The organism is Auraticoccus cholistanensis, from assembly GCF_009742705.1.
Taxonomy (GTDB): Bacteria; Actinomycetota; Actinomycetes; order Propionibacteriales; family Propionibacteriaceae; genus Auraticoccus; species Auraticoccus cholistanensis.
Genome location: NZ_WPCU01000007.1, coordinates 63,840 through 83,999, shown reverse-complemented (window position 1 = coordinate 83,999; position 20,160 = coordinate 63,840). Strand labels below are relative to the sequence as shown.

At 74.7% G+C, this 20,160-nt stretch carries 20 protein-coding genes, 1 tRNA gene and 1 pseudogene; 7 read left to right on the top strand and 15 right to left on the bottom strand.

All coding sequences use genetic code 11. From position 1 onward, the window contains the following. Window positions 1-43 precede the first annotated feature (43 nt). The 3 genes from GC722_RS11310 to mscL all read left to right on the top strand — a co-directional run bounded on the left by GC722_RS11310 (window position 44) and on the right by mscL (window position 1,589). Entirely contained in the window at window positions 44-391 is a 348-nt protein-coding gene (locus GC722_RS11310; protein ID WP_156610187.1) for an FmdB family zinc ribbon protein, read from the top strand. 88 nt (window positions 392-479) lie between these two features. Then, window positions 480-1,109 carry an SAF domain-containing protein gene (locus GC722_RS11305; protein WP_156610185.1) on the top strand — a complete coding sequence of 210 codons (630 nt, stop codon included), beginning with the start codon at window positions 480-482 and terminating at the stop codon, window positions 1,107-1,109. Between the two features lie 117 nt (window positions 1,110-1,226). Further along, entirely contained in the window at window positions 1,227-1,589 is a 363-nt protein-coding gene (gene mscL / locus GC722_RS11300; RefSeq protein ID WP_331714713.1) for a large conductance mechanosensitive channel protein MscL, read from the top strand. Between the two features lie 4 nt (window positions 1,590-1,593). On the opposite strand, the gene GC722_RS11295 is transcribed toward mscL, so the two are convergent. The 8 genes from GC722_RS11295 to GC722_RS11260 form a co-directional block, all read right to left on the bottom strand. Next, complete coding sequence (locus GC722_RS11295; protein ID WP_156610183.1) at window positions 1,594-1,950, bottom strand: hypothetical protein; 357 nt, start codon at window positions 1,948-1,950, stop codon at window positions 1,594-1,596. Beyond that, complete coding sequence (locus GC722_RS11290) at window positions 1,947-3,323, bottom strand: UTP--glucose-1-phosphate uridylyltransferase (RefSeq protein WP_156610182.1); 1,377 nt, start codon at window positions 3,321-3,323, stop codon at window positions 1,947-1,949. Before GC722_RS11290 ends, GC722_RS11295 begins: the two co-directional genes overlap by 4 nt. A 279-nt stretch (window positions 3,324-3,602) precedes the next feature. Further along, a tRNA-Arg gene (locus GC722_RS11285) sits at window positions 3,603-3,675 on the bottom strand. A 217-nt stretch (window positions 3,676-3,892) separates the two neighbouring features. Then, window positions 3,893-4,273 carry a thioredoxin gene (gene trxA, locus GC722_RS11280; protein WP_156610180.1) on the bottom strand — a complete coding sequence of 127 codons (381 nt, stop codon included), beginning with the start codon at window positions 4,271-4,273 and terminating at the stop codon, window positions 3,893-3,895. Window positions 4,274-4,392: 119 nt separating this feature from the next. Beyond that, window positions 4,393-5,160 carry a class I SAM-dependent methyltransferase gene (locus GC722_RS11275; RefSeq protein WP_156610178.1) on the bottom strand — a complete coding sequence of 256 codons (768 nt, stop codon included), beginning with the start codon at window positions 5,158-5,160 and terminating at the stop codon, window positions 4,393-4,395. Between the two features lie 6 nt (window positions 5,161-5,166). Further along, window positions 5,167-6,213 carry a hypothetical protein gene (locus GC722_RS11270; RefSeq protein WP_331714712.1) on the bottom strand — a complete coding sequence of 349 codons (1,047 nt, stop codon included), beginning with the start codon at window positions 6,211-6,213 and terminating at the stop codon, window positions 5,167-5,169. Continuing rightward, window positions 6,210-6,908: a metal-dependent transcriptional regulator gene (locus GC722_RS11265; RefSeq protein ID WP_331714711.1), complete on the bottom strand. Its 699-nt coding sequence runs from the start codon at window positions 6,906-6,908 to the stop codon at window positions 6,210-6,212. Before GC722_RS11265 ends, GC722_RS11270 begins: the two co-directional genes overlap by 4 nt. Before the next feature lie 89 nt (window positions 6,909-6,997). Beyond that, window positions 6,998-8,134, bottom strand: a complete 1,137-nt coding sequence (locus tag GC722_RS11260) for an N-acetylglucosamine-6-phosphate deacetylase (RefSeq protein ID WP_156610175.1) — start codon at window positions 8,132-8,134, stop codon at window positions 6,998-7,000. Between the two features lie 380 nt (window positions 8,135-8,514). Here GC722_RS11260 and GC722_RS11255 point away from each other — a divergent pair, with 380 nt between their 5' ends. Beyond that, window positions 8,515-9,123 (top strand): acVLRF1 family peptidyl-tRNA hydrolase, encoded by a 609-nt coding sequence (locus tag GC722_RS11255; RefSeq protein ID WP_331714710.1) that lies wholly within the window; start codon window positions 8,515-8,517, stop codon window positions 9,121-9,123. A 4-nt stretch (window positions 9,124-9,127) separates the two neighbouring features. On the opposite strand, the gene pdxH is transcribed toward GC722_RS11255, so the two are convergent. Continuing rightward, window positions 9,128-9,817: a pyridoxamine 5'-phosphate oxidase gene (pdxH, locus tag GC722_RS11250; RefSeq protein ID WP_156610172.1), complete on the bottom strand. Its 690-nt coding sequence runs from the start codon at window positions 9,815-9,817 to the stop codon at window positions 9,128-9,130. 36 nt (window positions 9,818-9,853) lie between these two features. Here pdxH and serC point away from each other — a divergent pair, with 36 nt between their 5' ends. After that, on the top strand, window positions 9,854-10,981 hold the full coding sequence (gene serC, locus GC722_RS11245; protein WP_156610170.1) for a phosphoserine transaminase: 1,128 nt from the start codon (window positions 9,854-9,856) through the stop codon (window positions 10,979-10,981). 12 nt (window positions 10,982-10,993) lie between these two features. Here the strand turns inward: serC and GC722_RS11240 are convergent, their stop codons facing one another. Continuing rightward, window positions 10,994-12,448 (bottom strand): hypothetical protein, encoded by a 1,455-nt coding sequence (locus GC722_RS11240; RefSeq protein WP_156610168.1) that lies wholly within the window; start codon window positions 12,446-12,448, stop codon window positions 10,994-10,996. A 160-nt stretch (window positions 12,449-12,608) separates the two neighbouring features. On the opposite strand from GC722_RS11240, the gene GC722_RS11235 reads away from it, so the two are divergent. Continuing rightward, window positions 12,609-13,277 carry a hypothetical protein gene (locus GC722_RS11235; protein ID WP_156610166.1) on the top strand — a complete coding sequence of 223 codons (669 nt, stop codon included), beginning with the start codon at window positions 12,609-12,611 and terminating at the stop codon, window positions 13,275-13,277. A gap of 1 nt (window position 13,278) precedes the next feature. Here the strand turns inward: GC722_RS11235 and GC722_RS11230 are convergent, their stop codons facing one another. Both GC722_RS11230 and GC722_RS11225 read right to left on the bottom strand, forming a co-directional pair. Then, complete coding sequence (locus GC722_RS11230) at window positions 13,279-14,079, bottom strand: ABC transporter permease (RefSeq protein WP_156610164.1); 801 nt, start codon at window positions 14,077-14,079, stop codon at window positions 13,279-13,281. Beyond that, the gene (locus GC722_RS11225; RefSeq protein ID WP_156610162.1) at window positions 14,076-14,984 is read right to left on the bottom strand and encodes an ATP-binding cassette domain-containing protein; all 909 of its coding nucleotides are present in this window, start codon (window positions 14,982-14,984) and stop codon (window positions 14,076-14,078) included. The genes GC722_RS11230 and GC722_RS11225 overlap by 4 nt, the downstream gene beginning before the upstream one ends. 97 nt (window positions 14,985-15,081) lie before the next feature. Between GC722_RS11225 and GC722_RS11220 the strand changes: the two genes are divergently transcribed. Then, a complete protein-coding gene (locus tag GC722_RS11220; protein ID WP_156610160.1) occupies window positions 15,082-16,056 on the top strand; it encodes a TetR/AcrR family transcriptional regulator in 975 nt (324 codons plus the stop codon). Between the two features lie 16 nt (window positions 16,057-16,072). Here GC722_RS11220 and GC722_RS18415 read toward each other — a convergent pair whose 3' ends face one another. The 3 genes and pseudogenes from GC722_RS18415 to GC722_RS11210 form a co-directional block, all read right to left on the bottom strand. Continuing rightward, window positions 16,073-16,261: a uracil-DNA glycosylase family protein gene (locus GC722_RS18415; RefSeq protein WP_231747828.1), complete on the bottom strand. Its 189-nt coding sequence runs from the start codon at window positions 16,259-16,261 to the stop codon at window positions 16,073-16,075. 55 nt (window positions 16,262-16,316) lie between these two features. Next, window positions 16,317-16,544, bottom strand: a pseudogene (locus GC722_RS18410) (uracil-DNA glycosylase family protein); the annotation flags it as partial. Window positions 16,545-16,699: 155 nt separating this feature from the next. Further along, complete coding sequence (locus GC722_RS11210) at window positions 16,700-20,107, bottom strand: pyruvate carboxylase (protein ID WP_156610158.1); 3,408 nt, start codon at window positions 20,105-20,107, stop codon at window positions 16,700-16,702. Between the last annotated feature and the right edge of the window lie 53 nt (window positions 20,108-20,160).

The following is a 20,160-nucleotide window of genomic DNA, read 5'->3' as shown; positions in this document are numbered from 1 at the left end:
ATCATCGCCTCGTTTGCCGCACCGACGGACGAAGCGAGGCCGAATGCCCACCTACCAGTACCGCTGCACCCAGTGCGACCACGAGCTCGAGGTCGTGCAGAAGTTCAGCGACTCCGCACTCACCGTCTGCCCCAGCTGCCAGGGCTCGCTGCGCAAGATCTACAACGCCGTGGGCGTGGTGTTCAAGGGCTCCGGCTTCTACAAGACCGACAGCCGCGCGGCCGGCTCCTCGTCCGACTCCTCCTCCAACGGCTCGACGAAGACCGACTCCGCCAGCAGCTCGGGCTCCAACGGGTCGAACGGCTCCTCGTCCTCCGCCGGCTCCTCCAGCTCCTCCGGCTCCGCCAGCTCCTCCACCGCCTCCTCGAAGGCCGCGACGCCGGCCAGCTGAGCCGGCGAGCCGTCCACAACCGCCGGCGGCGCCCGGCGGGGCTGTGGACGGACGGTCGGCGGCCGGGCAGCCCGCCCATGGTGGGGGCATGGCTGCTCTCACCCTCTCCGGCCTGCGCCGGGCCGTGTCCTGGCACCGGCGCACCCTCGCCGCGGGCTGCGCGGTGCTGGCCGTGCTGGCCACCGTGGCCGCCGTCTCCCCCGAGGCCCCCGAGGCCTCGCCGGTGGTGGTCGCCGGAGGGCCGCTGCCCGGCGGCACCCGGCTGAGCGGGACCGACCTGGAGGTGCGACGGGTCGACGCCGCCGCGCTGCCCGACGCGGCCCTGACCGACCCGGCCGCCCTGGTGGGGCGGACGCTCACCGCCCCGGTGACGGCCGGCACGATGCTGACCGAGGCCGACGTGGTGGCTCCCCGCGGCGAGCAGACCGACGGCGGCGTGCTGGCCCCCGTCCGCGTCTCCGACCCCGAGGTGGCCGCGCTGCTGCGTGTCGGCGACCGGGTGGACGTGCTGGGCGCCGACCCGGGCACCGGCGAGGTGGTGGTCCTCGCCCCGGACGCGCGGGTGGCCTCCGTGCCGACGGCCCCGGCCGAGGGCGGGCTGTTCTCCCCGGGCTCCTCCGGCGGAGGGGCGCTGCTGCTGGTGGAGGTGCCGCCGGCGACGGCGCTGCGGCTGGCCGGGGCGTCGGCGGCCGGGCCGGTGTCGCTGGTGCTCGGCTGAGCGGCGGCGGGCCACGCCGTCGAGGACCGCGATCCCGCCGGGCGGCGCTGCTAGCGTCGAGCAGCAGCGGCCGCCCGACGACCCGGGGCGCCGCACCGACCCCGAGAGGAGCGTCCCGTGAAGGGATTCAAGGCCTTCCTGCTGCGCGGGAACCTGATCGAGCTGGCCGTGGCGTTCATCCTGGGCACCGCGTTCGCGACCGTGGTGTCGACCTTCACCGCCATCCTGACCGACCTGCTCGGCCTGATCGCCGGCCAGCCCGACTTCAGCGGCACCGCGGTGGCCGGCATCAACGTGGGTGCGTTCATCAACGCGGTGCTCAACTTCTTCATCGTCGCCGCCGCGCTCTACTTCGTGGTGGTGCTGCCCTACAACAAGATCAAGGCGCGCACGTCGAAGCCGGTCGAGCAGGAGGAGGCCCAGTTCACCACCAGCGAGCAGCTGCTGGTCGAGATCCGGGACCTGCTGCGGGGCCGCTGAGCGCTCACCAGTGCGGCGGGCGGTCCGCGATCAGCTGACGGTCGCGGGCCGACAGCGGCGCGGACGGCCCGGGCGGCCGGACGGCCCGCGCCCCCAGCTCGTCGAGCAGCTGCTGCAGACCCGCCTGCAGCTGGGCGTGCCCCCCGGGTCCCACCCAGCCCTCCGGCAGCGGGTGCGGCCAGGGCTGCTCGGCCGCCTGCCGGGCCGCGGCGTGCTCGCGGACGGCCGCCTGGTCCCAGCCGTGCGCGGCCAGCAGGGCCCGGGCCCGGGCGACCACCCCGCTCCCGGGGCCGCCGGCGGCGGTCTCCAGCAGCTCTCCGGTGAGCGCCCAGGCCAGGCACTGGGCCGGCGACGGGGTCACGACAGGACGGTCCCGTCCGGCACGGTCTGCGGGCCCCGGTCCTCCAGGGTGACCTCGCCGCGGACCACCACGTCCGCACCGAAGGTCCAGTCGCCGTGCACGGTCAGCGCGGTGGCCTCGCGCAGGCTCGGCGCTCCGGCGGGGAAGCGGGCCTCGAAGTCGCGGATCCGCTTGTAGTAGGAGCTGTCGAGGTCGACCAGCGGCGCCCGCTCCACGGTCCGGTCGACGGTGCCCTGCTCCCCCACCTCGTAGACGTCGGAGCGCAGCAGCAGCAGGTCGTTGGTGGTCTTCACCGGCAGGAACCGCTCCCGGCCCACCACCACGGCGGTCGCCCCGGGGAACACCTCGATCGCCGCTCCCATGGCGGACTCGATCTGGATCACCTCCGGGGAGGAGGGGTCTGCGGGGTCGACGTTCTTGGTGTTGCGGATGAGCGGCAGCCCCAGCACCGCGTCCCGCTCGGCGAGGGTGGCCGCCAGCTGCTCCAGGTCCCACCACAGGTTGTTGGTGTGGAAGTAGGGGTGGCGGTGCTCGTCGGTGAAGTGGTGCATCTCCTCCGGCGCGGTCTGGGCGGTGTCGCGCAGGATGAGCTGGCCGTCGCTGACCCGCACGGCCAGGTGCCCGCCCTTGCGGTCGGCCGCGGTGCGCCGGCAGAGCTCGGCGGCGTAGGGCGCACCGGAGGCGGCGAACCAGCCGGCGAGCGTGGCGTCCGGGGCCGCGCCCAGGTTGTCGGAGTTCGACACCGCGGCGTAGCGGTAGCCCTGCTCCAGCAGGGTGGTGAGGATGCCGGACGCCTCCAGCGCGGTGTACACGTCGCCGTGGCCGGGCGGGCACCACTCCAGGCTGGGGTCGTCGGGCCACTCCACCGGGGTGAGGTCGTCGGCCCGCAGCCTCGGCTCGAGGTTCTGCAGGAAGTCCAGCGGCAGCCCGTCCACGGCCAGGTCCTCGTGGGCGGCGAGCGCGGCGCGGGTGTCGTCGACGGTGCGGAAGCTGTTCATCAGCAGCAGCGGGAGCCGCACCTGGTGCTGGGCGCGGGCCCGGCGCACCTGGTCGACGATGAGGTCGAGGAAGGTCTTGCCGTCGCGCACGGTCAGCAGCGACTTCGCCCGGTCCATGCCCATCGACGTGCCCAGGCCGCCGTTGAGCTTGATGAGCACCGTCTGGGACAGCGCCTGGCGGGCGGCCTCGGGGTCGACCTCGGTGTCGTCGAGGTGGTCCACCTCCGTCAGCGGGGTGATGGAGTCCTCGCTGATCAGTCCGGTGGCCCCCTCCTCCAGCTGGGCGTAGTAGTGGCTGAAGACGTCGATGGCGGCCTGCGGCACACCGGCCTGCGACATCTTGGTCTGGGCTAGGCGGAGACCTTCTGCACTCATGGGGCTGATCGTAGGAGATCGGTCGGCCGGGGACCGGCCCGGGACGCACCGCAGCCCCCGTCCCGGAGGACGAGGGCTGCGGTTCACGTGAGGAGAGGGCGCCGATGTCGGGCTCAAAGCACCTGTCTACCCACCCCCAGGAGACATTCCATCGGCGCCCGTCTCGACTAGAAGGATACGCCTGTGGCCGCCTCCGTCAAGTCGGCGTGTCGCACCGTCACCTGGCCGTGACATGGCGTCCGATTGCGGGCCCCCGGAGGCGGTGGGAATCGAACACGGCGCCCTCGCCAGGATTCGAACCTGGGACCAACCGCTTAGGAGGCGGTTGCTCTATCCCCTGAGCTACGAGGGCCGGCGCCAGCATTGTGTCAGCCTCCGCGGGCAGGTGGTCAAACGACCGGCGCGTGGGCCGGGCACACGACGACCGGCAGCCGGGGTACTTCGGCAGCCGGTCGTCGGTGCGGGCGGCGTCGCAGCGCAGGTACACCGGGCCGCGGCGGGTCCGGTTCAGCCGGGCGTGCGCGCAGCCGGCGCAGAGCCCCGGGTCGCCCGGACCCGGGGCCGGTGCGTCACTCAGCCGCGGACTCCTGCTGGCGGGCGGCCTTCACCTCGGCGTGGACGGCCTCCATGTCGAGCTCCTTGACCGCGGTGATGACCTGGTCGAGCTGGGCGCCGTTGAGCGCGCCGGCCTGGTTGAAGACCAGCACGCCCTCGCGGAAGGCCATCACGGTGGGGATGCTGGTGATCCCCAGACCGGCAGCCACGTCCTGGTTCGCCTCGGTGTCGAGCTTGGCGAAGGTGATGTCGGGGTTGGCGTTGGAGGCCTTCTCGTACACCGGCCCGAAGCGCTTGCAGGGCTGGCACCAGTCGGCCCAGAAGTCGACCAGCACGATGTCGTTCTCGGTGATGGTCGAGGTGAAGTTCTCGGCGGTCAGCTCGGTGGTGGCCATGTGGCGTCCTCTCGAATCGGCGTTCCCGGCGCTGCGCACCGGGGGTCTCGGTGGCACAACCGGGAGCGGCGTCCGGCTATTCCGGCTGGGCCCGACGCGCACCTCACGTCACCGCCACCTCACTTCATGGCCACGACGCGGCGCATGCCGACCGCGATCCGCACCTGCCCCTGCTTGGCGACCCGGTGCACCAGGTGCTCGACCGCGATCTCGCGGCGCTCCGCCGGCGAGCGCGGCAGGTACAGCGCGCGGACCAGCCGCTCGGCGTCCTCGCGGTCGTCGACGGTGTAGAAGTACACCTCCCGCTTGTCCTCCACCCGGTGCAGCCGCAGCAGCGCCAGCAGCGCCTTGACCCCCGTCCGCTCGACCGGGTTGGGGAACTGCGGGCGGGTCCGCAGCACGCGGGTGAGCCGGGTGACGTCGGCCAGCTCCTTCGGCGACATCAGCCAGATCGAGGGCGCGATCACCGCCAGCGCACCGCCGGGGCGCAGCACCCGGGTGATCTCGCGGACCGCCTCGTCCAGCGGCTGCACCACCAGCAGCCCGAGCACGCTCGTCACCGCGTCCAGGGAGCCGTCGGCGAACGGCAGCCGCACCCCGTCGGCGCGGACGTAGGACCCCGGCGCGCGCCGCCGGGCGACGTCGAGCTCCTCCGCGGAGAGGTCGAGCCCCACCACGGTCCGGCCCGGGCTGGCCAGCCGCCGCACCATCGCCCCGCCACCGCAGGCCAGGTCGAGCACCCGGTGCGCGGAGGGCGGCACCGCGCGGGCCAGCCAGTCGTAGGGGTTGTGGTCCCCCGAGCGGGCCCGTTCCAGGACCTCCTGCACCGCGCCGGGGTTGTCGCGGTGGAAGTCGGCCAGGTATCGGCGCCAGTCGGTCGCGGCCATCGTCGCTCAGAGCTCCTCGTCCAGTGCGGCGCGGATGTCGGCGCCCAGCTCGCGCAGCACCCGTCCGGGTCCGATCGTCCTCCCGGCCACCGCCGAGACCAGGGCCGACATGCCGGGCAGCGCCTCCTCGGGCTCGGGTCGCCCGGGCGGGCCGTCCAGCAGCAGCGGGTTGCAGCCGTCGGCCCACGGCTGGCTGAGCCGCTCCCAGGTCTGCACCCAGGCGCGGGAGATCTCCGCGGTCGACGGCACGCCGAAGAAGTGCCCGACGGGCGCGTGGTGGCGCAGCGCGACGAGCGGCGACTCCACGTACAGCAGTGCCAGCCGGACCCGGGCGTCCAGGTCGCGGCGGGCGGCCAGGTCGCCCTCGAGGGCGAAGCCGCACGGGTTGGGGCAGGTCTGGGCCACCTCGGGACGCTCCCCGGCCGCCACGGTGCGGTGGTTCATGGCGCAGACGGCGAGCGCGTCACCCAGCCGGGAGTGGAAGCGGTCGAGGTAGGCGGTGTAGCCGACCCGGTCGCCGTCGCAGGCGTTGAGCGCGCGGCGGGCGGTGGCCCGCTGCGCGGAGGAGTGCGGGCAGCGCCGGTCCTCGCTCCCCCACCGCCCGCCCACGTCGGCGGCCATCCGCATCGGGTCCCCGGCGTGGCCCAGCCGCGTCTCCCAGGCCAGCTGCGCCAGGAACTCCCCGATCAGGTGGGCGGTCACCACGACCTGCAGCGGCTCGCCGCGGGCGGCGCGGAGGTCGAGCACCTCCAGCATCAGCTCGTACAGCGGCACCAGCGAGCCCAGCGCCCCCCGGCGCTCGTCACGCGGCTCGATCGGGAACGCGGAGTCGGTCAGCCGGTCCGCCCAGGGACGGTCGTACTGGGCCGCGACGGCGCCGAAGTCCTCCGCGTCGAGGTCGAGCACGCGCCGCGCCACCCGCGCCAGCGCCGCGGCACGGGCCTCCGGGCCGGTCCGGGAGCCGGCCAGCAGGCTCGCCACGGCGTCGTACCAGTGCCGGTCCAGCAGCGACCGGACCAGGGCACGCGTCCCGGCGGGGTCGCGTCCGGTCACTGCCTCGCGACGAACAGGTGGGAGGCGGTCTCCAGGTCGAGCTCGCAGCCCGGCTGACCGGCGGGCAGCACCCGCACGCCCAGACCGCCGGCGGAGACCGCCACCTCCACCCCGGGCAGCACGCCCGCGGCGTTGAGGGTGGCCAGGAAGTCGACGTCGGACTGCACGTTCTCGCTCATCCGCCGGATCACCACGGTGGTCTCGCCGCCGGCCAGGTCGCGGACCACGTCCGACAGCATCTCGGTGCCGGCCCGGAAGTCGGGCTCGGGACGCTCGACGCCCAGCTCGTTGAGGCCGGGGATCGGGTTGCCGTACGGGGACTCGCTCGGGGCGGCCAGCAGGTCCACCAGGCGCCGCTCGACGTGCTCGGAGATGACGTGCTCCCACCGGCAGGCCTCGTCGTGCACGAGCTGCCAGTCCAGCCCGATCACGTCGGTGAGCAGCCGCTCGGCCAGCCGGTGCTTGCGCATCACCCGCATGGCCAGCTCCTGGCCGCGGGGGGTCAGCTCGAGGTGGCGGTCGCCGTGCACGCGGAGCAGGCCGTCGCGCTCCATCCGGGCGACGGTCTGCGACACGGTGGGGCCGCTGTGGTGGAGCCGCTCGGCGATCCGGGCCCGGAGCGGGGTGATGCCCTCCTCCTCGAGCTCGTACACGGTGCGCAGGTACATCTCGGTGGTGTCGATCAGATCGCTCACGACAAGGCTCTCCTGACTTTGCTGGCGGCGCAGCACAGCCTAGGCCATCGGGCCGGTCGCACCCCCGGTCCAGCCGGGGCCGGGGAGGGTCAGCGGACCACCCACGCGCCCCGTCGCAGCACCGCCCGGACGCCGGCGTCGGCGTCGAGCTGGACGAGGTCGGCGGGGCCGCCGGGCACCAGCGTGCCGGCCTGCCCGAGCCGGTGGGCGCGGGCCGGGGTCCGTCCGGCCATGGTGACCGCCGCCGCGAGGTCCACCCCGGGCAGCCCGGCGACCCGTTGCACGGCCTCGCCCATCAGCAGGGTGGAGCCGGCGATCGAGCCCTCGCTGCCGTCCTCGGTGACCAGCCGGGCCACCCGGTCCAGCACCTGCACGCTGAGCTGGCCGATCTCGTAGCGCCCGTCGGGGCAGCCGGTGGCCGCCATGGCGTCGGTGACCAGGGCGACCCGCTCCGGTCCGGCGGCGGCCACGGCCATGGCCAGCACCTCGTCGGCCAGGTGGGTGCCGTCGGCGATGAGCTCCACCACGACGCCGGGCTCGGTCAGCAGCCCGGGGACCGGTCCGGGCTCGCGGTGGTGGATGGAGGGCATGGCGTTGAACAGGTGGGTGGCGACGCCGACGCCGGCGGCGACCGCCCGCGCGGTGGTGGCGGCGTCGGCCTCGGTGTGCCCGATGGCCACCCGCACCCCGGCGGCGGCGAACCGCTCGACCGCGGCCATCCCGCCCTCCCGCTCCGGGGCCAGGGTCACCATGGCCAGCGTCCCGTCGGCTGCCGCCAGCAGCGCCTCGACCCGCTCCGGCGTCGGGTCGACCAGCAGCTCGGCGTCGTGGGCGCCGCGGCGGTCGGGGTTGAGGAAGGGCCCCTCGAGGTGGATGCCGGCCAGCTCCCCGGCGCGGACCAGCGGGACCAGCGCCCTCACCTGCTCGAGCAGGGTCTCCAGGCTGGCGGTGACCAGGCTGGCCACCAGGGTGGTGGTGCCTCCGCGGGCGTGGGTGTCCAGCACCGTGCGGACCTCGTCGGGGTCGGTGGTGGAGAAGCTCGCCCCGCCGCCGCCGTGGACGTGGGTGTCGACGTAGCCGGGGACCACCAGCCCCTCGAGGTGCTCGTCGGCCCGCACCCCGGCCGCCGGCGTGACCGAGGCCAGCCGGCCCTGCGACACCTCCAGCGCCACGTCGTCCTGCCAGCCCGAGGGCAGCAGCACCCGGTCGGCCCGCAGCACGGTCATCGGGTGGCTCCCGCGGCGTCGCAGGGTCGGGTCAGCGGCTCACCGGTCACGGGCCACACCCTAGTGCCGCGGCGCCGGCATTCCGCCCTGGGTGGAATCGCCGGCTTAACCCATTGATTCGGGGCGTGCTCGTGCCTACCGTGGCCGTACACGGAAGGGAGGTGGTTCGATTCATGAGTGACTGTCGGACATGTGAGGTGGCGGCCGGCTGATTCCGGCCCGAGCCGGCTCGGAGTCGGCCAATCCACTGTCGTCACCCAGACCCGCGAGCGCCGGAGTCCACCGGCCGCCTCCTGCCCAGCAGGACGTGACCCGCTCGCGGGTCTGTCCTTTCCTCCTCCTGGTCCGCTGAGTTGAGCTCCTCCTCGCGGACCGTCCGGGTGCCCCGCTCCCGCCTCGCCGGCTGGCTCGACCGCTTCGCCGCCCGGCACGGCGACCCCGAGGTCCGCGCCACCGAGGACGCCGTGCTGCTCCGCTCCCCCGACGGCGCCGAGGCCGGCATCCGGGTGCCGTTCCTGCCCTGGACGCCCGCGCCCGACCCGCTGCCCGCCCTGCTGCGCCACGTCGCCGTCGACCGGACGCTGGGGGTGGTGCTGGCCCGGCGCGGCGGGCACGCCGCCGGCGTGGTGACCGGCGAGCAGCTGCTCGCCTCCAAGGTCGGCTCGGGCTACGTGCAGGGCAGGACCAAGGCCGGCGGCTGGTCCCAGCAGCGCTACGCCCGCCGACGCGCCAACCAGGCCGCCAGGGCCGGGGCGGAGGCGGTCGAGGACGCGGCCCGCGTGCTGCTGCCGTGGGCCGACCGGCTGCAGCACCTGGTGCTGGGCGGCGACCGGCGGGTGGTCGAGGACGTGCTCGCCGACCCGCGGCTCGAGCCGCTGTCGGGGGTCCCGCGCGAACCCGACGTCCGGCCCACCCCCGACCCCCGGCTGGTGGTGCTGCAGGAGCTCGACCCCACCTCGGTGGCGGTCACGCTGAACGAGCTCGCCTGAGCGCTCAGGGGGCCAGGCGGCTGATCCGCCACCCACCGTCGGTGCGGGTGTACAGCAGCCGGTCGTGCAGCCGGCTGGGCTGTCCCTGCCAGAACTCGATGCGCTCCGGCACCACCCGGTACCCGCCCCAGAACGGCGGGCACGGCACCTCCACGCCGGCGTAGCGCTCCTCCAGCTCCGCCCAGGTCCGGCGCAGGTCCTCGCTGCTGGCCAGCTCGCTGGACTGCGGGGACGCCCACGCCCCGAGCTGGGAGCCGCGCGGCCGGGTGGCGAAGTAGGCCTCGCTCTCGGCCCGGGACACCGGAGCAGCCACCCCCTCCACGCGCACCGCCCGGTAGAACGGCTGCCAGTGCACCTGCAGGGCGACGTCGGGGTTCGCCGCGATGGCCCGGCCCTTGCGCGACTGCTGGTTGGTGAAGAAGGTGAAGCCGTCGGCGTCGAAGCCCTTGAGCAGCACGGTGCGCACCGACGGCCGGATCCGTCCGCCGTCGACCTCGGCGGTCGCCACCTGCATCGCGGTCGGCTCGCCGATGGTGCCGTCGGCCTTGGCCGCGAGGGCCGCGGCGAGCCACTGCCCGAAGAGCTCCAGCGGATCGGCGGGAGCGGTGCGGCGGGACAGGTGCGTCGCGGTGTAGTCCACGCGCTCGCCCGCCAGGTCGGCCGGTGCCGGGTGCGGGACGGAGGAGTCGGCCATGGGCACAGCATGCCCCAGCCGTCCGCGTCGGCCAGAATGGCTCGGGTGAGCACACCCGTCGTCCCCGCCCACCTGCGTCCTGCCGACGGGCGCTTCGGCAGCGGCCCGGCCAAGGTGCGACCGGAGGCGCTGGCCTCGCTGGCCGGCCCGGGCGCGCAGCTGATGGGCACCTCCCACCGGCAGGCACCGGTCCGGGGCCTGGTCGGCCGCGTCCGCCGCGGGCTGGCCGAGCTCTACTCCCTGCCCGAGGGCTGGGAGGTGGTGCTGGCCAACGGCGGCTCCACCCAGTTCTGGGACGTGGCCACCTTCTGCCTGGTCGAGCGCCGCAGCGCCCACGCCGCGTTCGGGGAGTTCTCGGCCAAGTTCGCCCGCGCGGCCCGCCGGGCGCCGCACCTGGAGGACCCGGTGCTGACGGAGGTGGCGCCGGGCTCGGCCGCCGTGCCGACGGCGGTGGAGGGCGTCGACGCCTACGCCTGGGCCCACAACGAGACCTCGACCGGCGCCTGCGCCCCGGTCCGCCGGGTGGCGGGCGCGGACCCCGGCGCGCTGGTGCTGGTGGACGGCACCTCCGCCGCCGGCGGCATGGCGCTGCAGGTGGACCAGACCGACGCCTACTACTTCGCCCCGCAGAAGAGCCTCGGCTCCGACGGCGGGCTGTGGCTGGCCTTCCTCTCCCCCGCCGCGGTGGAGCGGGCCGAGCGGCTGGCCGCCTCCCGCTGGGTCCCGGAGAGCCTGGACCTGTCGGTGGCGGTGACCAACTCCCGGGCCGACCAGACCCTCAACACGCCGGCCGTCGCCACCCTGTGGCTGCTGGCCGACCAGCTGGACTGGATGGCCGCGAACGGCGGGCTGGAGTTCGCCGTCGGGCGCAGCCGGCGCTCGGCGGAGATCCTCTACGGGTGGGCCGACGCGCACCCGCTGGTGACGCCGATGGTGGCGCCGGAGTTCCGCTCGCCGGTGGTGGGCACCCTCGACCTCGACCCCTCGGTCGACGCCAAGCAGGTCGCCGCCACGCTGCGCGCCAGCGGGATCGTCGACACCGAGCCCTACCGCAAGCTGGGACGCAACCAGCTGCGGATCGCGATGTTCCCCACCATCGACCCCGAGGACGTCCGCGCCCTCACCGGGTGCATCGACTGGGTGCTGGAGCAGCTCACCGCCTGAGCGGCGTCGGGCTCAGCGGCCCCGCTGCTCGTAGAGCCAGCGCAGGTCAGCCTCGACGTCGTGCGGGCGGGCCGGCTCGCCGCCGTCGCGTCCGGCCGGGCCGCCGTCGGTGACGTCGGCCGGCTCGGACCAGGTCACCCGGCCCGGGCGTTCCTCGAGCAGCTCGTAGCGGGGACCGTCCTCCGGCTCGGCCTCGGGAGCGGGTCCAGGTGGGAGCTCGGACTCCGGCTCGGGTGCGGCCGGCGGCTCGGGCGCCGTGGCCGCGCTGGCCGCCGGGGTGACCTCGGTGGTGACGTCGGCCCCTGTCTGGCCTGCCCCGGTCCCCTCGGCCCCCGTCTCGTCGACCTGGGCCTCCGCCTCCTCGGTCGCGCCGGCCGGGGCGTCCTCCCGGCCACGGCCGACCAGGAAGGCCACGGCGCCCGCGGCGAGGGCGAGCACGGCGGCCAGCAGCACGGCGACCAGCGTGCCGGTGCGGGCGCCGGCCGCGCCGGCGTCCTCGGCGGGCTCCTCGCCCGCGTCCCCGGCCGGGGTCTCGGCGGGCTGGCCCTCGCCCGGCGCCTCCGCCGACGCGGACGGAGCCGGCTCCTCCTCGGCGGACGGGTCGTCGGTGGGCGGCACGCTGCTGCCCTCGGGCAGGTTCTCGGCCACCGCCTCGGGGACCGGCACCCGCAGCACCTGCGACCCCCGCCCCTCCGAGCCGACCAGCAGGGCCTCGCCGTCCAGGGACTGGGTGATCGACTCCCCCTGCGGCTGCAGCGGCAGCGGGGCGCTGGCCACCACCTGGTAGCCGTCGGGGTCGAGGACGCTGACCGAGGTGTAGCTGCGGACGGCGATCCGGCCGTCGTCCAGCACGGTGGCGTCGGTGATCCAGGCGGGGGCGTCACCGACCCGCTGCAGGGTGTTGAGCTGGGAGCCGGTGGGCGTGCCCCCGGTCGCCCAGATCCCGCCCTGCTCCTCCTTGGTGAAGACGAGCAGCTGCCCGTCGGCAGTCACCACCATCGCCTCCGCGTCGTGGGCCTCGCCGTCGGCGTACCGCAGGTCCCAGGCGTTGTAGACGCTGGTGGTGCCCAGCTGCGGGGAGGTGAGCCGGTAGACCGTCACGAGCTCGCGCCGGCGCTCGTTGTCGCCGATGTCGGCCACGTAGAGGCCGTCGGGGGTGCGGGCGACCGCCTCGACGTCGCTGACCTCGGCCCGGAAGGACACCGTGCCGCGGGTGCGGCCGGACTCGTCGACGGCGAAGACGCGCGGGTCGCCCCCGGAGTCGTCGACCGTCCAGTACCAGCCGGAGACGGTGTCACGGGCCAGCCCGGAGGACTCGGTCACCTCCGGGTCGTCGATGGTGAACTCGACCTCCTCGGCGGCGGCCGGCAGGACGGCGCCTGCCGCGGTCAGCACCGCACCGGCCGCGAGGACGGCGGCGGCGCGGCGTGCACCTCCAGCCAGCACCACGCTCGTCTCACGCTCCACGTCGACTCGGGGCCCGTCGTCTCAGCGCCCGAGCAGGGCGGCCACGACGACGATGCCGATCAGGCTCACGAGCACCCCGGTCACGACCAGCTGTCGGGTTCGAGGTGTCACCGGCCCAGCCTATGGTGCGGCGGCGGGTGTCGCCGTTACGGTGACCCCCATGGGCGCGTTGCGGCTCCACGCGGTGGCGATCGACGACGTCCGCGACATCGTCGGAGCGGACGCGCCGTTCGCCGCGCGGCTGCGCGAGATCGCCCGCACGGCCTTCGCCCCGGCCGGCTCACCCGGTGCCCCCGGGCTGCTCGGCAGGCTGGGCCCGATCTTCCGCCGCTCGCCGCAGGCGGTGGTGCTGGCTCCCGAGGACCCCACCCCGCAGGACCTGGAGACGCTGCTCTCGGGCCACTACGTCCGCCCGGAGCGGTCGCTGCCCACCTGGCGGCTGGTGGAGCGGCTGGTGGAGGGCATCGCCTGGAGCAGCCTGGCCGTCGACCTGGACCGCGGCGAGCGCGACACCCTCGACTTCGACCTGGCCCGCGCCGGGCTGTCCAGCGAGGTCGGGCTGGGCCGGCTGCTCAGCCACGACGCCATGATCGGCGTGATGCCGCCGCCCGGCGAGATGGCCTGCGCCCGCCCCCACTCCTTCGCCCTGGCCATGGCCGAGGCCTGGGGGCGGGCGCTCGCCGAGGACTCCCCGCCGGTCCGGCAGTCCCCGCACCGGGGGGCGATGACCGCGATCTCCCACTGGCTCGACGGCTTCCCCCAGTGGGGCCGGGTCGCCGCCGAGCAGGGCCGGCCGCTGCCCGACCTGGTGGCCTTCGCCTCCCGCTGAGTCAGCGGCGCCGGCGCCGCGGGAAGAGCCAGGCCGCGGCGGCGTAGGACAGCACCAGGACCAGCAGGCACCACAGCGTGGCCAGCAGCGGCTCCCCCGTGCCGTCGCCCAGCAGCAGGGCGCGCAGCGTGTCCACCACCGGGGTGAGCGGCTGGTGCTCCGCCAGCGGCCGCAACCACCCGGGCATGGTGTCCACCGGCACGTAGGCGCTCGACAGGTAGGGCAGGAACAGCAGGGCGAAGCCGTAGCCGTTGGCCGCCTCGGGCCCGTCGGCCAGCAGCCCGATCACCGTGAACAGCCAGGTGATGGCCAGGATGTAGAGCGCCGTCAGGCCGGCCGCCGCCAGCCAGCCGCCGGGGCCGGCGGTGGGTCGGAAGCCGACGGCCACCGCCACGGCCACGACCACCACGGTGGCGACGAGGTTGCGCGCCAGGCTGGCCACCGCGTGCCCGGTCAGCACGGCCGCGCCCGGGATCGGCATGGTGCGGAACCGGTCGATGACGCCGGAGGTCATGTCCACCGACACCGCCACGGCCGTGCTGGAGGCCCCGAAACCGGCGCAGGTGAGGACGATCCCCGGCACGACGTAGTCCACGTAGCCGCCGCCCGGGTCCAGCGCGCCGCCGAAGACGTAGGTGAACACCAGCATCAGCGCCACCGGCAGGACCACCGCCATCAGCAGCGCCTCCACGTCGCGCAGGCTGCGGCGCAGGCTCCGCCCGACCAGGACGAGGTGGGCCGTGAGGGCGCTGACGTGCTGCCGCGCCGGGGGCGCGCCGACGACGGGGACGGCGGTGCTCATCGCAGCACCTCCTCGCGGGCCGGGGCCGCCGCACCGGCCGGACGGCCTGTCAGCTGCAGGAAGACGTCGTCCAGGGAGGGACGCCGCAGGCCGACCCGGGTGCCCGGGCCCGCCGCCTCGTCCAGCCCGTCGACCACCCGGCGCAGACCGGCGAGGGTGCCGTCGGTCGGCACCTCCCGCAGGACCCGGTCGAGGTCGTCGCGCAGCTCCACCACCTCCCCGCCCACCCGGGACTTCAGCTCGGCCGGGCTGCCCTCGGCGACCACCCGGCCGTGGTCGAGCACGGTGACCCGGTCGGCGAGCTGGTCGGCCTCCTCCAGGTACTGGGTGGTGAGCAGGATGGTCGTGCCCTCCGCCGCCAGCCGTCCGATCACCTGCCACAGCGCCAGCCGGCTGCGGGTGTCCAGACCGGTCGTCGGCTCGTCGAGGAAGAGCACCGCGGGCGGGACCAGCACGCTGACCGCGAGGTCGAGCCGGCGGCGCATGCCGCCGGAGTAGGTGCCGACGCGCCGGCCGGCGGCGTCCTCGAGGTCGAAGGCGGCGAGCAGCTCCTGCGCCCGGGCCCTCGCGTCCCGGGCGCCGAGGCCGGAGAGCCGGCCCATCAGGCGCAGGTTCTCCACGCCGGTGAGCACCTCGTCCACGGCGGCGTACTGACCGGTGACGCTGATGCGGCGCCGCACCTGCTCGGCCTGGCGCACGACGTCGAAGCCGGCCACCCGGACCGATCCGGCGTCGGGGCGCACCAGCGTGGTGGCGATGCCGACCAGGGTCGTCTTGCCGGCTCCGTTGGGGCCCAGCAGGGCGACCAGTGCGCCGGTCGGGACGGTGAGCTCGACACCGTCGAGCACGCTCTGGCGGCCGTAGGACTTGCGGAGGTCGCGGATCTCCACCGCGGGTTCGGACATGGTGCCTCCTGACAGGGTTGTGTACGTGACACACAGCGTACGCCCTAAACAGTTTCTGCGCTACGCAGTTCTGCGGCTCGGCCCTACGATGAGCCCCATGCCGCCGACCGGTCCCCGTGACGCCGAGCCCGAGGCCACGCTGCCGCGCGCGGTCGCCATCACCTGGGGGATGGCCGCCTCGCCCCTGCGGGGGCCGAAGCGGGAGCTGAGCCACGAACGGATCGTCGAGGCGGCCGTCGCCCTGGCCGACACCGAGGGCCTCTCCGCGGTCACCATGAGCCGGGTGGCCTCGTCGCTGGGCTTCACCACCATGTCGCTCTACCGCTACGTGACCAGCAAGGAGGAGCTGCTGCAGCTGATGCAGGACGCCACCGCCGCGGTCCCGGTGCCGGCCGAGCGGCCCGACCAGGACTGGCGCAGCGCGCTGCGGGAGTGGGCCCTGCTGGTGCTCGGCGCCTACCGCGACCACCCCTGGATGGTCGAGCTGAGGGTCAGCCCGACCCTGCTGATGACGCCGAACAACCTGCACGTGGTGGACCTCGCCATGCGGGCGATGCGACCGCTGGAGCTGTCGCAGGAGGAGAAGCTGGGGGTGCTGCTGGCGCTGACCGCGCTGGTGCGCGCCTACGCCCTGCTCGAGCACGACCTGGCCGGCGACGAGCCCGGGGAGGGCGGGCCGGGAGGCGAGGGCCCCGCCTGGTTCGCACCCGAGGTCGCGGCCCTGTACCGCGAGCTGGTGACGCCCGAGCGCTTCCCCGACCTGGCCCCGCTGGTGCAGTCGGGGGTGTACCTGGGTGAGGCCATGTCGGCGGTCTCCGAGGACGGCTCGGACTTCGAGTTCGGCCTCGGTCTGATGCTCGACGGGGTCGAGCGCTACCTGGAACGGCGCGGCGCCTCGCAGCCGCCGCCGGCCGGGACGGAGCCGACGCCGCTGGTCGATGAGTCCGTGCGCCGCGACAAGCGGGTCCGCGAGGCGGTGCAGGCCCGCCGGGAGGCCGAGCGCCGGCTGCGCCAGGCGCTGGCCAAGGAGGCCGAGGCCGTCCGCCGGGCCCAGCAGCAGCCGTCCGGCTGAGCGGGCCGGACGCCCGTCAGGCGGAGACGAGGCCCGCGGCGGTGCGCAGGTCGGCCACGAGCGCCTCGAAGGCCTCGTCGTAGCCGCCGCGGCCCCGGAGCCGCAGCAGGGCGGACGGGTGGCTGGTGATGACCACCGGCGGACCGTCGCGGTCGGTGACCGGACGGCCCCGTTCGGCCCCGATGCGGACCGTGCGGCCCAGCACCGCCCGTCCCGCGGCAGACCACCACCTCGGGCGCGACGACCTCCAGCTCGGCCTCGAGCCAGGGGTGGCAGGCCACCAGGTGCCGCAGCTCGGGCTTCTGGTGGATCCGCCGCTTGCCCCGCTGGGTGTGCCGGAAGTGCTTCACCGCGTTGGTCAGGTAGACGTCCTCGCGACGCACGGAGGCGGCCTCCAGCGCCTGGTCGAGCACCCGTCCGGCCGGTCCGACGAAGGGCGTCTGGGCCCGGTCCTCCTGGTCGCCGGGCTGCTCCCCCACCAGCAGCATCGCCGCCTCGGGGTCGCCGACGGAGAACACCACGTCGGTGGCGTCCTCCCACAGCTCGCAGCCGCGGCAGCCGTGGGCGGCCTGCCGCAGCCGCGGCACGGTCGGACGGTCGGGCACCCAGGCGGAGGCGTCGCTCATGCCTGCTGCCTACCCGGTCAGCCGGGCCGGACCACCAGCACCAGGTCGCCACCCTCGACCGACTGGACGCCGTGCAGCGCGATCCGCTCCACGGTGCCCGCCACCGGCGAGGTGATGGCGGCCTCCATCTTCATCGCCTCGATGGTGGCGACCGACCCGCCGGCCTCGACCCGCGCACCCTCCTCGACGGTGACCGTCACCACGCCCGCGAACGGGGCGGCGACGTGGCCGGGGTTGCCGGAGTCGGCGCGCTCGGCGGCCTTGGCCTCGACCTTCACCGAGTGGTCGCGCACCCGGACCGGGCGGAGCTGGCCGTTGATGGTGCACATCACCGTCCGCATGCCCTTCTCGTCCGCGGCGCTGATGGCCTCCAGGCCGAGGATCAGGTGCACGCCCTTGCCCAGCGGGACCGTGGTCTCGGTCTCCGGGCGCAGCCCGAACAGGTAGTCCAGGGTGTCGAGCCGGCCGACGTCGCCGTAGGTCTCGCGGGCCTGCGTGAAGTCCTTGGTGGGACCGGGGAAGAGCAGCCGGTTGAGCGTCGACTGCCGCTCCCGTCCGGGGACGTCGAGGGCCGCGGAGTCCTCCTCGGCGAGCTCCTCGGTGCGCACCTTGACGGTGCGGCCCTGCAGCGCCCGGCTGCGGAAGGGCTCGGGCCAGCCGCCGGGCGGGTCGCCCAGCTCGCCGGAGAGGAAGCCGACCACGGAGTCGGGGACGTCGTAGTTCTGCGGGTTCTCGGCGAACTCCTGCGGGTCGGCACCCACCGCCACCAGGTGCAGGGCCAGGTCGCCCACCACCTTCGACGAGGGCGTCACCTTGGTGGGCCGGCCGAGCAGCGTGTTGGCCGCGGCGTACATCGCCTCGATCTGCTCGAACTTGTCCGCCAGCCCCAGCGCGATGGCCTGCTGTCGCAGGTTCGACAGCTGCCCGCCCGGGATCTCGTGGTCGTAGACGCGCCCGGTCGGGCTGGGCAGCCCGGACTCGAAGGGCGCGTAGAGCCGGCGGACGGCCTCCCAGTAGGGCTCGAGGTCCATCACCGCGCGCAGGTCGAGGTTGGTGGCCCGCTCGGTGTGCTGCATCGCCGCCACCAGCGCGGAGGCCGGCGGCTGGCTGGTGGTGGACGACATCGGGGCGCTGGCCACGTCCACCGCGTCCACGCCGGCCTCCGCCGCGGCGAGCAGGGTGGCCAGCTGGCCGCCGGCGGTGTCGTGGGTGTGCAGGTGCACCGGCAGGTCGAAGTTCTGCCGCAGCGCCGTGACCAGCGTCCGGGCCGCCGGCGGGCGCAGCAGCCCGGCCATGTCCTTGATCGCGAGCACGTGGGCCCCGGCCTCGACGCACTGCTCGGCCAGCCGCAGGTAGTAGTCGAGGGTGTAGAGGTCCTCGCCGGGGTTGCTCAGGTCGCCGGAGTAGCACAGCGCGACCTCGGCCACCGTGGTGCCCGTCTCCCGCACCGCCTCGATCGCCGGACGCATCTGCTCGACGTCGTTGAGGGCGTCGAAGATCCGGAAGATGTCGATGCCGGTGCGGGCCGCCTCGTCGACGAAGGAGGTGGTGACCTTGGTCGGGTAGGGGGTGTAGCCCACGGTGTTGCGTCCCCGCAGCAGCATCTGCAGGGCCAGCCCCGGCATGTTGTGCCGCAGCGTGGCCAGCCGCTCCCAGGGGTCCTCGTTGAGGAAGCGCAGCGCGACGTCGTAGGTCGCCCCGCCCCAGCACTCCACCGACAGCAGCTCCGGCGTCATCCGGCCCACGTAGGGGGCGATCCGCAGCAGGTCCTTGGTCCGCACCCGGGTCGCCAGCAGCGACTGGTGGGCGTCGCGGAAGGTGGTGTCGGTGACCTCCAGCGAGGTGCGGTTGCGCAGGTCGGCGGCGAACCCCTCCGGGCCCAGCTCGAGCAGCCGCTGCCGGGAGCCGGCCGGCGAGGGGTGGCTGAGGTCGACCCCGGCAGGGCGCTTCTCGCGCGGGTCGAGCCAGGTCGCGGGCTGGCCGTGCGGCTGGTTGACCGTGACCTCGGCCAGCCAGCGCAGCAGCTTGGTGCCGCGGTCGGCGGGGACGTTCGTGGTCAGCAGCCCGGGACGCTGCTCGATGAAGGCGGTGGAGACGTCGCCGGCGATGAAGTCGGGGTCGTCGAGCACGGCCTGCAGGAAGGGGATGTTGGTGCTGACGCCGCGGATGCGGAACTCCGCCAGCGCCCGTCGCGCCCGCGCCACCGCGGTCTCGAAGGTGCGGCCGCGGCAGGTCAGCTTGACCAGCATGGAGTCGAAGTGGGCGCTGATCTCGGCGCCGGTGTCGGCGGTGCCGCCGTCGAGCCGGACGCCCGCACCGCCGGCGGAGCGGTAGGCGGTGATGGTGCCGGTGTCGGGGCGGAACCCGTTGGCGGGGTCCTCGGTGGTGATGCGGCACTGCAGCGCGGCCCCGTTGATCCGCACCGAGGCCTGGTCCAGACCCAGGTCGGCGAGGGTCTCCCCCGCCGCGATCCGCATCTGGGACTGCACGAGGTCGACGTCGGTGATCTCCTCGGTGACGGTGTGCTCGACCTGGATCCGCGGGTTCATCTCGATGAACACGTGCTGGCCGGCGCGCTCGCCCTCGGTCTCGACGAGGAACTCCACCGTGCCGGCGCAGGAGTAGCCGATCGAGCGGGCGAAGGTGACCGCGTCGCGGCACAGCGCCTCGCGCAGCTCGGGCGAGATGTGCGGGGCCGGTGCGATCTCGATGACCTTCTGGTGGCGGCGCTGGATCGAGCAGTCGCGCTCGAACAGGTGCATCACCTCGCCCTGGCCGTCGGCCAGGATCTGCACCTCGATGTGGCGGGGGCGTCCCACCGCCTGCTCGATGAAGCAGGTGGGGTCGCCGAAGGCGCTCTCGGCCTCGCGCATCGCCGCCTGCAGCGCCTCGCGCAGCTGCTCGGGGGCGTCCACCCGGCGCATGCCGCGGCCACCGCCGCCGGCGACGGCCTTGACGAAGACCGGGAAGCCGATGTCCTCCGCGGCAGCCACCAGGGTGTCCACGTCGTCGGAGGGCTCGCAGGACCTCAGCGTGGGGATCCCCGCGGCGCGGGCCGCGCCCAGCGCACGCACCTTGTTGCCGGCGAGCCGCAGCACCTCGGCCGGCGGGCCGATGAAGGTCAGCCCGTTGGCCGCGCAGGCCTCGGCCAGGCCGGGGTTCTCCGACAGGAAGCCGTAGCCGGGGTAGATCGCGTCGGCGCCGCTGCGCTTCGCCGCCCGGATGATCTCGTCGATGTCGAGGTAGGCCCGGACCGGGTGGCCCTCCTGCCCGATCTGGTAGGCCTCGTCGGCCTTGATCCGGTGCACGGCGTTGCGGTCCTCGTGGGCGAAGACCGCCACGGTGCGGGCGCCCAGCTCGTAGGCGGCACGGAAGGCGCGGACGGCGATCTCTCCACGGTTAGCGACGAGCACCTTGGCGAACATGGCGCGAAATCTAGCGGCACCACCGACCCGGACGCGCACGTCCCAGTCCGGGG

Excerpts from the sequence above, each read along its gene's own strand:
- GC722_RS11230 (WP_156610164.1), bottom strand. The coding sequence starts at position 14,079 with ATGAGCACCGCCGTCCCCGTCGTCGGCGCGCCCCCGGCGCGGCAGCAC.
- GC722_RS11210 (WP_156610158.1), bottom strand. The coding sequence starts at position 20,107 with ATGTTCGCCAAGGTGCTCGTCGCTAACCGTGGAGAGATCGCCGTCCGC.
- GC722_RS11235 (WP_156610166.1), top strand. The coding sequence starts at position 12,609 with ATGGGCGCGTTGCGGCTCCACGCGGTGGCGATCGACGACGTCCGCGAC.
- GC722_RS11275 (WP_156610178.1), bottom strand. The coding sequence starts at position 5,160 with ATGGCCGCGACCGACTGGCGCCGATACCTGGCCGACTTCCACCGCGAC.
- GC722_RS11310 (WP_156610187.1), top strand. The coding sequence starts at position 44 with ATGCCCACCTACCAGTACCGCTGCACCCAGTGCGACCACGAGCTCGAG.
- serC (WP_156610170.1), top strand. The coding sequence starts at position 9,854 with ATGGCTCGGGTGAGCACACCCGTCGTCCCCGCCCACCTGCGTCCTGCC.
- GC722_RS11225 (WP_156610162.1), bottom strand. The coding sequence starts at position 14,984 with ATGTCCGAACCCGCGGTGGAGATCCGCGACCTCCGCAAGTCCTACGGC.
- GC722_RS11220 (WP_156610160.1), top strand. The coding sequence starts at position 15,082 with ATGCCGCCGACCGGTCCCCGTGACGCCGAGCCCGAGGCCACGCTGCCG.
- GC722_RS11290 (WP_156610182.1), bottom strand. The coding sequence starts at position 3,323 with ATGAGTGCAGAAGGTCTCCGCCTAGCCCAGACCAAGATGTCGCAGGCC.
- GC722_RS11305 (WP_156610185.1), top strand. The coding sequence starts at position 480 with ATGGCTGCTCTCACCCTCTCCGGCCTGCGCCGGGCCGTGTCCTGGCAC.
- pdxH (WP_156610172.1), bottom strand. The coding sequence starts at position 9,817 with ATGGCCGACTCCTCCGTCCCGCACCCGGCACCGGCCGACCTGGCGGGC.
- trxA (WP_156610180.1), bottom strand. The coding sequence starts at position 4,273 with ATGGCCACCACCGAGCTGACCGCCGAGAACTTCACCTCGACCATCACC.
- GC722_RS11260 (WP_156610175.1), bottom strand. The coding sequence starts at position 8,134 with ATGACCGTGCTGCGGGCCGACCGGGTGCTGCTGCCCTCGGGCTGGCAG.